The sequence below is a fragment of the Candidatus Berkiella aquae genome (assembly GCF_001431295.2).
GTDB lineage: Bacteria > Pseudomonadota > Gammaproteobacteria > Berkiellales > Berkiellaceae > Berkiella > Berkiella aquae.
Genome location: NZ_LKAJ02000001.1, coordinates 1,446,190 through 1,458,949 on the forward strand (window position 1 = coordinate 1,446,190; position 12,760 = coordinate 1,458,949).

Consider the following 12,760-nt stretch of genomic DNA (forward strand, 5'->3'; position numbering starts at 1 on the left):
ACTACAATGAAATGTTCGAATCAATATAAAGTGAGTTACTTTTATAGTTTCTTAAATTTAATGGTTATACACCTGTTTTGTTGTTGTATATCCCTGCATTTGCCTTAAAACTGAATATACATCTTCTTTATTTAAATAACTTATTAGTGATACAATTAAGTCATTGGATATAGAACACATCTGAATGGAATCCACAAAACAACGATTAGAAATGCTGTGCCGGGGGCACAGGTGGAGATAACCATGGCCCGTATACATCACCATTTAATGATGGCTGTCTCTTTGATAGCCGTGAGTTTTACCTTCTCTCAAAATGCAATCGCAGGATATCCTGATTTTTCACCCGTTATCGATAAAGCGGGCAAATCCGTTGTGAATGTGATTACGACAAAAGAAGAAGCCACCAAATTGGTTCCCGACAATGTCCGACAAGACTTAGAAGGAACGCCATTGATGGATCTGTTAAAACAGATGTATGGTGATAGATTGGAAGAAAAATTATCCGGCAAAGGGCCTAGTTTAGGTTCGGGATCGATTATTTCTGAAGACGGTTATATCGTTACTAATTTTCATGTTGTCGAAGGGGCAAGTAAAATTGTCATTCGTCTACAAGATAGAAGAGAATATCCTGCCACACTGGTTGGCAGTGATAATGGTACCGATCTGGCTTTATTAAAAATTGATGCGGATCGTTTGGCCTATTTACCTTATGCTGCTACGAATGCAACGAAAGTGGGACAATGGGTTATTGCGATTGGTGCACCCTTTGGCTTTGAAAATTCTGTTACGGTGGGAGTTGTCAGTGCTTTAGGAAGAAGTCTAGGACAAGAACGTTATGTCCCATTTTTACAAACCGATGCGGCAATTAACCCTGGAAATAGCGGCGGTCCCTTACTCAATGAAAATGGCGAATTAGTAGGTATTAACTCACAAATCGTGAGTGAATCTGGCAATTACGCCGGTTTATCGTTTGCCGTTCCTGCTGATGTTGTTAAAAATGTGGTTGAGCAACTAAAGGCCCGTGGTAGTGTTGCCAGAGGTTGGTTAGGACTTGCATTCCAAGATTTAGATCGCGGTTTGGCCGATTCTTTTGGTATAAAAACAGCCAAAGGCGCATTGATTTCAAAGGTATTACCCAATAGTCCGGCTGCTAAAGTCGGTATTAAAGAAGGGGATGTTATTACCGAATTCAATGGTCGTGAAATTATTAAAGCAACCGATTTGCCACCAATTGTAGGGCTTATTCCAATCAATAGTAAAGTGCCTATGACCGTGATACGTGATCATAAGGAAATGAAGGTCAGCATTTTGTTGAGTAAATATACGCAACAAGAAGGGGCTGCCCAAGCAGAAGGTAAGAAGGTTTCTGTCGGTAACAAAATGGACGAGTTGCAAAAAGGGATCACGGTGCGCGAACTTGAAGATTATGAACAAAGCGCTTTATCTAAAGATCAAACCGGTGTCGCAGTTGTATATGCCGATGCTAAACCTTGGGCAACATCAGGATTACGACGCGGGGATATTATCGTCAGTGTTAATAGCAAGAAGATTGATAGCGCGAAGGACTTTTATCAATTGATGAGAGAAGCCAATAAAGATAAAAGTATCCCCCTATTGGTTGTTAGACCAGGGGAAATGCAACATTACATTGCGGTTAAATTTTAAAAGTTGGTTAACTTTGCTGCGGGTAATCCCCGCGGCATCCTCTCCTTAAATATTACCCTTTCAAAAAATAAGTTTGTCAAAAAAATAAAATTTAATACTGAATTGCTAGCTCATTCCCCGCGTGTTGCGTAAAATACAGCCTGATCTGGATATAAGGAGCCTCTGGCTGTAGCTATGGAGCATATAAGAAACTTTTCAATCATTGCTCATATTGATCATGGTAAATCAACGCTTTCTGACCGTTTAATTCAGTTTTGTGGTGGTTTGAGCGATCGTGAGATGCAAGCGCAAGTACTAGATTCGATGGATATCGAGCGCGAAAGGGGCATTACTATTAAAGCCCAAAGCGTTACCCTGACTTACAAAGCTAAAAATAATATAGAATACCAACTTAATTTTATTGATACCCCTGGGCATGTCGATTTCTCTTATGAGGTCTCACGTTCATTAGCCGCCTGTGAAGGGGCACTTTTAGTGGTGGATGCCGCTCAAGGCGTAGAAGCGCAAACAGTTGCTAACTGCTATACGGCGATTGAGCAAGGCCTAGAAGTGATTCCGGTTCTCAATAAAATCGATTTACCCCAAGCCGATCCAGAAAGGATCTGCCATGAGATTGAAGAAATCATTGGCCTTGATGCAACTGACGCATTACAGGTGAGTGCGAAGGCGGGCATCGGTATTGCAGAACTATTAGAAAAAATTGTGGAGCGAATTCCTGCACCGAAGGGCGATAAAGCTGGTGCATTACAAGCGCTTATTATCGATTCTTGGTTTGATAGTTACTTAGGGGTCGTGTCACTGGTTCGTATCAAAAATGGCGAATTAAGAAAAGGCGATAAAATTAAGATTATGTCCAGTGGTCGCGAATTCCAAGTGGATCATGTGGGCATTTTTACGCCTAAGAAAGCATTTAAAGATATCTTGCAGACCGGTGAAGTCGGTTTTGTGGTGGCAGGTATTAAAGCCATCGATGGCGCACCCGTCGGTGATACGATTACCTTGGTGAAAAATCCGGCGCAGCAAGCTTTGCCTGGTTTTACCAAAGTACAGCCTAAAGTGTTTGCGGGCTTGTTTCCGGTTAATTCGGAAGATTTTGAAGCCTTTCGTGAAGCACTGGCTAAATTAAACCTGAATGATGCGTCCTTATTTTATGAGCCTGAAAATTCACAAGCACTTGGTTTTGGTTTTCGTTGTGGCTTCTTGGGAATGCTCCATATGGAAATTATTCAGGAGCGTTTGGAACGGGAATACGATCTGGATCTCATTACTACGGCACCTACCGTTATTTATGAGGTGGTAACCAAAGGGGGCGAGACCGTACAGATTGATAATCCTGCTAAACTGCCTGATCCCAGTCGTATTGATGAAATGCGAGAGCCTATTGTAGAAGCGCATATTTTGGTACCTCAAGAATATTTAGGGAATGTGATCACGCTTTGTATTGAAAAGCGCGGGGTACAAACCAAAATGCTATATTTGGGTTCACAAGTCTCATTAACTTATGAAATTCCAATGAATGAGGTCGTGCTAGATTTCTTTGACAAATTAAAATCAGTGAGTCGAGGCTATGCATCGCTTGATTACAGTTTGAAGCGCTTTCAAGCCGCTAATTTAGTTAAAATGGATATATTGATTAATAGTGATGCAGTTGATGCGCTCGCTTTAATTGTGCACCGAGATAGCGCCTATAACAAAGGGCGAGATATTACTGCTAAAATGAAAGATTTGATCCCAAGACAGATGTTTGATGTTGCAATTCAAGCTGCATTAGGTGGACAAATTATTGCTAGAACGACCGTTAAAGCGTTACGTAAGAATGTGACTGCCAAATGTTATGGGGGTGACGTTTCTCGTAAACGTAAATTGCTCGATAAGCAAAAGAAAGGTAAAAAGCGCATGAAACAAGTGGGGCAAGTGGAAATTCCCCAAGAAGCATTTTTAGCTATTTTACAAGTTGATAAGGACAAAAAATAATGCCGCTGTATATGGATTTTTCAGCCATGTTAACCATCGCAACCTTCATTGCTGGGGTGATATGGGCGATAGATGCTTTTTGTTTCAAGAAGAAGCGGTTACAAAAAAACAATGAAGCGCAGGATACCCATGAACCTAAATTAGTGGAGTATGCTCGTTCATTTTTCCCCATTTTGCTGATTGTGCTTATTTTGCGTTCTTTTATTGTCGAACCTTTTCGGATCCCCTCTGGTTCAATGAAACCCACTTTATTAGAGGGTGACTTTATTTTGGTTAATAAATTTTGCTATGGCTTACGTTTACCGATAACAGGCACCAAATTTGTTAAAATGGGAGAACCCAAGCGGGGAGATATTTTAGTCTTTCGTTATCCTAAAGACACATCGATTGATTTTATAAAACGGGTGGTTGGGGTTCCTGGAGATAAAATAGCTTATAAAGATAAAACGCTTTATTTAAACGGCGAGCCGGTTGCCCAAGATTTCAAAGGGAAAGTCGTTGATATCGATGTTCATGGGTATACGCGTGAAGTAAAGCACTTTAATGAGAAATTACCCAATAAGCCGCATGATATTTATGTGATGCCAGGTGATGGAAAGGTATTGGAAGAAGTGACGGTGCCTGAGGGCAAATATTTCGTGATGGGTGATAATCGCGATAACAGTGAAGATAGCCGGGTATGGGGTTTTGTACCTGAAGATCTCATCTTAGGGAAAGCCTTCTTCTTGTGGTTAAGTTGGGACTCAAATGCCAAGGATATACGTTGGTCAAGGATGGGACATGAAGTCAGATAGCAAAAAAAATAAAGGAATTAGCATATTAGGCATGTTAATCACCATTGTGATTATTTGCTTTGGGGTGATGCTATTAATCGACGTGGTGCCTCCTTATATGCAACATTCGGCCATTCAAGAAGCATTAAAAGATATTGCTAAAGATGCCAATGCCTCACAAATGAGCAAGGCTAAACTCAGAGACAAGTTGGAACGTCGTCTGCAGGTAGAAAGCATCAATTATGTTCATGGTGATAATCTTGAAGTAGAAAAAAAAGAGGGGAAAACCTACTTATCGTTGAAATACGAAAGAAGGATTCCCGTTGTTGCGAATGTAGATTTTGTATTTAAATTTAATGATCAGGTAGTAGTTGAGTGAGAATAGCAGAAAGACTCGATGTATTAGAGCGTTCGTTGCACTATTCTTTTAACGATAAAGCATTGTTGACCCGCGCTTTGACGCATAAGAGCGCAAATTTTCAGCATAATGAACGCTTAGAGTTTTTAGGGGATTCTATTTTAAATTGTGTTATTGCAGATTTGTTATTTTCACAGTTTGAAAGTGCCACAGAAGGCGAATTAACCAGAGCGCGTGCCAGTTTAGTCAATCAAAATACCTTGTCGCAGGTCGCTCAGGAAATGTCATTAGGTGATTACCTACGTTTAGGTATTGGTGAACAAAAAAGTGGCGGGTTTCGGCGAGATTCAATCTTAGCCGATGCCCTAGAAGCGATAGTTGGCGCCATTTACCTTGATAAAGGGTTTTTGCAAGCTTATGAAACCATTCAGCAATGGTATGAAGGACGGCTTGCAATTTTAAAACCGGATGAGCAAGCAAAAGATCCAAAAACACAATTGCAAGAGTGGCTACAAGCCAATCAAAAACCCTTACCTCGTTATAGCGTGGTATCGGTTGTTGGTGAACCTCATGCGCAAGAATTTACCGTGGTTTGTGAGATAGCGGAATTGTCTCTTTTAGTTGAAGGGCAAGGAACCAGTCGGCGTATAGCTGAGCAGCAGGCAGCCCGTAAAATATTGGAGAAAATCAATGCAAGATGAAACTCAATTAGTAGATGAAATTGAATTAGTGGACGAAATTGAATTAGAAGATGAAATGATATTTGATTCGGATACCGATGAAATGATGTTCGAGGATTTGGACGCATCATGTGAAGCTTCTGCTGAAGATGCGGATGCAGTATATGATACTCGATGTGGTTTTGTTGCAATCGTTGGACGACCTAACGTGGGTAAGTCAACTTTGCTCAATGCTATTTTAGGGCAAAAAGTCAGCATCACCAGCTATAAACCACAAACCACGCGACATCAAATCTTAGGGATCAAAACAACGGATAAAACTCAAATTGTATACGTCGATACTCCAGGTATTCACCAAGGGGCGCATAAAGCACTCAATCGACAAATGAATAAAGTTGCCCATCAAGCACTGCTTGATGTAAATGCCGTTATTTTTGTGATTGAAGCCTTAAAGTGGACCCAGGAAGATGAAAAGGTCGCAAGGGTGTTACAAGAGCATGGTGCGCCCTTAATGATTGCGATTAATAAAATCGATTTGATCAAAGAAAAATCACAATTGTTAGCCTTCATGCAAGAAATTCATGAAAAATTACCCAAAGCAGAAATGATCCCCTTGTCAGCAAAGAAAAAGCAACAAATTGATACGATTGTAACCTGGGTTGATAAACACATTCCTATGAGTCCTTTTTACTTTCCAGAAGATCAGCTGTTTAATCACACGGAACGTTTTCATTTGTCAGAAATTATTCGTGAAAAATTAATGCGTCAATTAGCACAAGAGCTGCCTTATTCTATTGATGTGCAAATTGAAGCGCTTGAGCATCAAGAGAAAATTATTCATATTCATGGGCTCATCTATGCTGAGCGCGAAGGGCAAAAACCTATTATTGTGGGTAAGCAGGGCGCTATGTTACGTGAAATTGGTACCAAAGCTCGCCAAGAGATGGAACGATTCTATGGCAAAAAGGTCTGCTTAAAGTTGTGGGTTAAAATCAAAGAAGGTTGGTCCGATAACAAGCTGGCCTTGCAGGAAATGGGATACGTGCAATCCTGATTTTGTTCTAAGGGAAACGAATATTAATAATATAGTCCTTTATGAAGCTTATATCATCCATAGTCGTCCTTTTCGGGATTCAAGCGCTATTTTAGATTGCTTAAGCGCAGAGCATGGTTTGATGTCTGTTGTTGCCAAGGGGGTGAAAAAGCCTCGCTCCCGTTGGCACAGCTATGTTCAGCCTTTTATGCTGTTGCAAATGGGTTGGATAGGGAAAAGCGAATTAAAAACGCTGACGCAAGTAGAAGCGCAAACGCTTTATCCCAAATTAACAGGCCCCAACATTAAATTAGGTCTGTATATCAATGAATTGTTAGTGCGTCTGTGTGCCGAAATGGATCCCCATCCGCAATTATTTCAAATTTATGATGCAACATTAACTAAAATAGCGGCAAGTGACGATGCTGTGGTTCAAGAAATGAGTTTGCGTGAATTTGAATATCAATTACTAGCGGAATTAGGTTATGGTTTTGACCTGGAAAAAGAGATCATGCCAGAGCTACTTTATGGGTTTGAACCTGGTGTTGGAGTGGTTGAAGCTAAAATCTTGCGTGGTCCAGAACAAGTGGTTGTCTCTGGTGCTAGCATTTTGGCGTTACAGCAACAACAATTTTCTACCGCCGCACAATTATTAGAAGCTAAGAAATTAATGCGTAGCATTTTAAGCTACTATTTGGGCAATAAGCCGCTGCAAAGTCGAAAATTATTCTATACGCAACGCACGTCAAAAAGTACAAACGACCTATCATCGTAAAACAAGAAACGTAGAGGTAAAAAGATGTCAAATTCTCTTCCTATTTTTTTGGGCGTCAATGTCGATCATGTGGCGACAGTACGTCAAGCAAGACAAGCGATTTACCCTGATCCCGTTCATTGTGCACTGATTGCGGAAGATCATGGTGCCGATGGCATTACGGTACATTTAAGAGAAGATAAGCGTCATATTCAACCGCGTGATGTTATTTTATTGAAGCAATTAGTGAAAACACATCTCAATTTTGAAATGGCAGCAACCGATGAAATGGTTAATTTTGCTTTAGAGGTATTACCCGACTATTGTTGTATTGTGCCAGAAAAGCGCAATGAAGTGACTACCGAAGGTGGTTTGGCTGTCATAGAGAATAAAGAATACTTAAAAAAAATAACCGCGAAGTTAAAAGAACGTCATATAAAAGTATCTTATTTTATTGATGCGGATGAACGACAAATTTTAGCCTCAAAAGAAGCGGGCGCTACCATTGTTGAATTGCATACGGGACCCTATGCACATACGGCTAAAGATACCCCGGAACGTCATGCGAAGTTGAAACAACTACAAGATGCGGCAGCTTTCGCCTATAGCCTGGGTTTGCAGGTGAATGCAGGCCATGGTTTGCATTACCATAACGTATGGGATATCGCTAAGATCCCTGAGATGACAGAATTAAACATTGGTCATGCGATTGTTGGGCATGCCTTAGTGGTTGGGTTTGCAGAGGCTGTTGCACAAATGAAAAAGATTATGTTACAAGCGCGTGGTTTTTAATGAACGTTTATGGCATTGGCACTGATATGGTGCAAATCAGTCGTATTAGAGATTTATTTGAGAAGTATGGTGAGCGGTTTACGCAGCGCATTTTATCTGCGTCTGAACAAATCGCTTTTAAACAACATAATGAAGCTATTGCTTATTTAGCAAAACGCTTTGCAGGTAAAGAGGCCGTTGCTAAAGCATTAGGGACAGGTATTGGTAGTCATTTGGCGTTTACCCAAATTAGCATTACCAATCAAGCCAACGGCAAGCCAGTGGTTTCGTTATTAGGAGAAGCTAAGCAATATTTTCATTCAATGGAAGTGGGTGAAATCATGATTAGCCTTTCTGATGAAAAAGAATATGCTTTGGCATTTGTTGTGGCACTAAAGCAATAAGCTTGTGAGCACTTCAAGTTAGCTTCTATCTTGAAGTGCTCAAAGTAACAGTGTTAGTCCTATATCCGTGGTGGATATGAGCTAGTATGTCGACGGTCGTCGGATCTATCAGCGTGGCGACTGTTAAATCTATAATCTTGTCGATAATCACTTCGTCGTTCGTTATCTCTGTCCTCACGTCGCGCATTAAATCTATCATTACGATCATAATCTCGTCTTTCATTATTGTGACGATATTGGCTAGGTAAAAAGGTTTGACGATTCTCAACAGTACGATCAATCTTTTTATGGCGTAATGCTTCTGCGCTGTTATCGTAAGCTGCCTGTTGCTTCGCCCTTGCATGATGGCGTTTATTTTCGCTTTCTTGCGCTAAGGCTTTTGATTTTGCTTCTACCAAATTTCCTTGTAAAGATTGACGTGCAACATTAAAGGCAGATTGCTCTCGATTCAATATCGCGTTAGTTAACTCATAAGGTAAATACTGAGCAAAAAATTGTTTTATCGGTAAAGACAGTTTCTCAATTGCTTCCTTTTGTTCGTTGATGACTTTTTCTTGCTGCGCTTTTCTAATAGCAATAGGGTTCAATTTTACCTGTTCTTGATTAATAGCATTTCCAAGTTGAAAGATTTTTAGCATCGTATCATCTTTTTGTGTATACAGCCCATCCAGAAATGTTTCCAATGATGCTAGATCAGCTGTATTTTTTTTGAATGCATTTTCTTGTCCTTGTGGATTCCGTTCATAAGTGCCATCTGCTTTAGAAGTATGATATTTAGCAATGGCACTTTTGAATTTATTTTGTGTTTCTTCATATTTTTCTATTTTTTCTAATTGTGTCTTTAGAGCATTGTTTAATTGTTCACTCTGCCTCTTTATTGCTTCAATACGCTCGTTGCATAGATTATACTCAGTTTGAATTTTACTAAGAGTGTGTTCTGAAGATTGTATTTGAGATAATGCATTTGCAGCAAACATTCTGTAATCCATTATTTCTCGAGGTATTTGAATGTTATCGCGCAACAAAACTTCTAAATGCCTACCCGCAAGATGCTTTCGTATTGCAGATGTTCTGCCAAACAAATAGTCAATGTGATTTAAGTAGGCACTTCTTTCTAGCTCAGATAGTTCTGATGTATTCAGGGTGGTTTGAATATCTTTGATTTCAGTTTGGATGTCATTTAACAGTTGAGCCAGTTGTTGATTTTTTTCAAAGAAGTCAATCACTGGCGCAAAATGTAATAAATTAGCAATATGAGCAGAAACCGCTTCGACAGAGGAACTAGCATTAACGGGTACTCGGGTCCAACCTTGTTCACGCATCGCAAAGGCCTTTAAATTATGTATCAGAGAATGGGCTTGCGAGCTTTGCGTATTATGATGGATGCCATCGGTTTCAATTGAAATCTTGCCCTTTAAAGGAAAATCTAATTCTAACCCCGTTGTTTTATCAACATACACACTATCAGCGGTCTGTTTAATGGGTTGGAATGGTTCTGGAACTCTTTGCAGTTGGCTCATTAAGGTTTCATTGGTTCTGCGCTCAGTAAAACTGGGGGCTTTATTTTCTCTTGCTTGTGCTTTAGATTCTGATAATTCAAGAATAGCTTGATTGATTGACAAAGGAATATGCTTGATAAGTGCGCTAGTCGCATTCGAATCATTTTTAAGCATTTGCACATAGGCAAAGAGATTGGCATTCACTTGTAACAATTTTTGATGATAATTTCGTGCAAAATGTTCAAAATATTGTTTATTGGTCTGGTTGATGGTATCTAATACTTGCCCTACAAAAGGATAAATTTTAGTATCGAGTGCTTTTACAATATTCAGCTTTTCCTGCATTTGGACGAGTTGGTTATTTAAAGTATCCGATGCCCAGTGATGTATATAAAAGGTCACTGCCATGTACAGCCAAATGGCTTCTAATTGATCTTTGGGGGATAAATGATTTACATGGCTAAAGAGATTGCTAAAATCATTCATAATGCTCGCAAATTCATCTGCTGAAATCGTTAATAGATCAATCGCGGGAGTTGATTCATGCGCCATAGGATCTAAACGATTTTTTAAGCTTCTTAGCGTGGACTCTGGACCTTGATACATAAGAATATCCCCATGAAATTCGAACAACAGAGCTTATTGTATCACATTGTGTCAGGTAAATTACCTATATCGGTGAGCGCTTATGTGGCGCAAAGGCCCGTTTATCATTTTTTTGGTTGAGAGAAGTTTGGGAGTAAGCACACCTTACGTTGGTGTGGTTACTCCCTTAAAGCTACCTTACCATGTGGTGGTTGAGTTTCTTCGTTGATAGCTGTCTCGTTGACGATCATCTGAACGAGTTGTTTCTGACCGATGAATTTCTTTGGAACGTTCAAGACTCGGTAGAAATGGGCGACGTTCGCTCTCCCTTGAATGACTTGGCTTATGATACAACGCATTGTTACTGGGTGCTTTACTTTGTTGTGGCTGTACACGACTATCTTCTTGCCTTTCCTGCCTGCGTTCTTCATTGCGACTGCGAGCTACATTATCAAAGTTATCGCGTTGAACTGATTTGCGAGACTCATTAAAATGTGCACGCGCTACATCAAAAGCTGATTGCACCCCATTTAATATGGCATCTGCACATTCCACCGGTAAATAATGTGCGAAAGATTGGTTCTGGCTTAATCTAAATCTATCTATATTGGCTTTATAGGTGTTTACTAATTCTTCTTTCATCTTTTTAAGACGCGTTAAGCTTGCATGTTGAGCATTGTCTTGCTTTACTTTTGTTTCTAATTTTTTTATCGCAACTGCCTGCTCACTTGATTCTAATTCTCGAAGTATTTTTTTAACGTCTCTCATCTTGCGAGTATTATCATCAAAGCATTTCTCATGCCTTTCAGGATATTTTTCGTACTCTCCATTGGTTTTAGATAGCGCATATTTATTTAAAGCTTCTTGAAGTGCAATTTCGATTTTTTTGAATTTCTCAATTTTTTCAACGACAGCGCTCGATTTTGCCATTGATTGTTTAAGTTGTTCTTCACCAGCAGAAATCGCTTGATTAATTCTCAACAATTGAGAGTTACTTTTTTCAAGCTCTTCTTCAGCAGGCTGCAATTTAACATAAGTATTATTAATCTGATGTTGCAATTTGTCTATATCAGAAGAAAGGGCGGGATTACGCAGAAAAACTTCTAAATGTTTTTTGGCGAGGAATGTTCGCAGGGTATGCTCTTTGTTAATTAATGATTCAAGATATTCTAAATAAAGCGGCTTTTTATCAGCTGGCAGTTCAAATGATGAGGTTAGTTTTTCTTGAACATACCTGATTTCTGCTTGGATAGCTTCTTGTAGCTTATTGAGTTGCTTCATTTTTTCTGAGAAATCACCAACAGCTTCGTACTGTAACATCTTGGCTATATGCTCAGGTAAAAATTCTACTTGCTCACAAAGAACAGGGATCCGTGACCATCCGCGTTCATGCAAAGTGGATGCGGTGAAATTATGTGTTATCGTATGAATTTTCGTCTCGGGATAAAAATGGTGAATGCCATCCGTTTCAATGGTTATGTTCTCTCCACGTAATGGAAAATCTAATTCGCACCCGGTTTTTTCATCGATATAGGGATGATCGGCGCGTTGCTTAATGGGTTGGAATTGTTCTGGCTCAGGAGCAAGATTACGCAGTAACTTTAGGTTGGTTGTCAACTCAGAGTCGCTTGTTGGTGCAGCGGGTCTGTGTTTTGCTTTGTTTTGTGAAATTCGAATATTATCTTTATCAAAACTTAAAGGAATAACCTTGGTAATCTCTTTAATATCATGACCACTAGATTGTAGCATTTTTATATAAGCGAAGAGATTAGATTGAATTTGCAATAATTTCTGGTGATAGTGCCTATCAAAGGAGGTGTAAGTATCCAGATGAATTCGTTTAATATTGTTTAATATATTACCCAATGCTGGATATATTTTTGCATCTAATGCTTGGATGCGCTTCAATTTTTCACCAATATTAGTATCTTGTATAATCTGGGGATCAGCTGCCCATTGGTGGATGGAAAAGGTTACCGCCATATAGAGCCAAGCAACGACTAGTTGATCTTCACGATCTAGCTCTTGATCATTGAACAGGGTCTTAAAAGTATCGATAATATGTTCGAAATTACTTAGCGAGTTTGATAATAGATTAGTAGGCTTTTTATCGTTACCAATTGGATCTAAATAGTCTTTTAATTGTTTAAGCCGATCGTTTTTTGGAATGTACATCTTAATATCCCCATATAACATATATTTTTTTATAACGGAGGCTATTCTAATATATAAGTTAATCGCATGACATGTTTTGAAGGGAGGTT

General features: G+C 39.5%; 11 protein-coding genes. 9 read left to right on the forward strand and 2 right to left on the reverse strand.

All coding sequences use genetic code 11. The features are described from left to right. Positions 1-243 precede the first annotated feature (243 nt). The 9 genes from HT99x_RS06545 to acpS all read left to right on the forward strand — a co-directional run bounded on the left by HT99x_RS06545 (position 244) and on the right by acpS (position 8,412). Positions 244-1,665, forward strand: a complete 1,422-nt coding sequence (locus tag HT99x_RS06545) for a Do family serine endopeptidase (RefSeq protein ID WP_083482883.1) — start codon at positions 244-246, stop codon at positions 1,663-1,665. A gap of 174 nt (positions 1,666-1,839) precedes the next feature. Next, positions 1,840-3,639 carry a translation elongation factor 4 gene (lepA, locus tag HT99x_RS06550; RefSeq protein ID WP_075066421.1) on the forward strand — a complete coding sequence of 600 codons (1,800 nt, stop codon included), beginning with the start codon at positions 1,840-1,842 and terminating at the stop codon, positions 3,637-3,639. After that, complete coding sequence (gene lepB / locus HT99x_RS06555) at positions 3,639-4,433, forward strand: signal peptidase I (protein ID WP_235528441.1); 795 nt, start codon at positions 3,639-3,641, stop codon at positions 4,431-4,433. The genes lepA and lepB overlap by 1 nt, the downstream gene beginning before the upstream one ends. Next, complete coding sequence (locus HT99x_RS06560) at positions 4,420-4,791, forward strand: DUF4845 domain-containing protein (protein WP_075066420.1); 372 nt, start codon at positions 4,420-4,422, stop codon at positions 4,789-4,791. Before lepB ends, HT99x_RS06560 begins: the two co-directional genes overlap by 14 nt. A 2-nt stretch (positions 4,792-4,793) precedes the next feature. Beyond that, positions 4,794-5,471: a ribonuclease III gene (gene rnc, locus HT99x_RS06565; protein WP_075066455.1), complete on the forward strand. Its 678-nt coding sequence runs from the start codon at positions 4,794-4,796 to the stop codon at positions 5,469-5,471. Next, complete coding sequence (gene era / locus HT99x_RS06570; RefSeq protein WP_235528439.1) at positions 5,461-6,504, forward strand: GTPase Era; 1,044 nt, start codon at positions 5,461-5,463, stop codon at positions 6,502-6,504. The genes rnc and era overlap by 11 nt, the downstream gene beginning before the upstream one ends. Positions 6,505-6,556: 52 nt before the next feature. Then, positions 6,557-7,258 carry a DNA repair protein RecO gene (recO, locus tag HT99x_RS06575; RefSeq protein WP_259567004.1) on the forward strand — a complete coding sequence of 234 codons (702 nt, stop codon included), beginning with the start codon at positions 6,557-6,559 and terminating at the stop codon, positions 7,256-7,258. A gap of 24 nt (positions 7,259-7,282) precedes the next feature. Further along, entirely contained in the window at positions 7,283-8,029 is a 747-nt protein-coding gene (pdxJ, locus tag HT99x_RS06580) for a pyridoxine 5'-phosphate synthase (protein WP_075066418.1), read from the forward strand. Next, the gene (gene acpS, locus HT99x_RS06585) at positions 8,029-8,412 is read left to right on the forward strand and encodes a holo-ACP synthase (protein ID WP_075066417.1); all 384 of its coding nucleotides are present in this window, start codon (positions 8,029-8,031) and stop codon (positions 8,410-8,412) included. Before pdxJ ends, acpS begins: the two co-directional genes overlap by 1 nt. Positions 8,413-8,471: 59 nt before the next feature. Here the strand turns inward: acpS and HT99x_RS06590 are convergent, their stop codons facing one another. Continuing rightward, on the reverse strand, positions 8,472-10,517 hold the full coding sequence (locus tag HT99x_RS06590) for a hypothetical protein (protein WP_075066416.1): 2,046 nt from the start codon (positions 10,515-10,517) through the stop codon (positions 8,472-8,474). A gap of 177 nt (positions 10,518-10,694) precedes the next feature. Continuing rightward, positions 10,695-12,671, reverse strand: a complete 1,977-nt coding sequence (locus HT99x_RS06595) for a hypothetical protein (protein ID WP_075066415.1) — start codon at positions 12,669-12,671, stop codon at positions 10,695-10,697. Between the last annotated feature and the right edge of the window lie 89 nt (positions 12,672-12,760).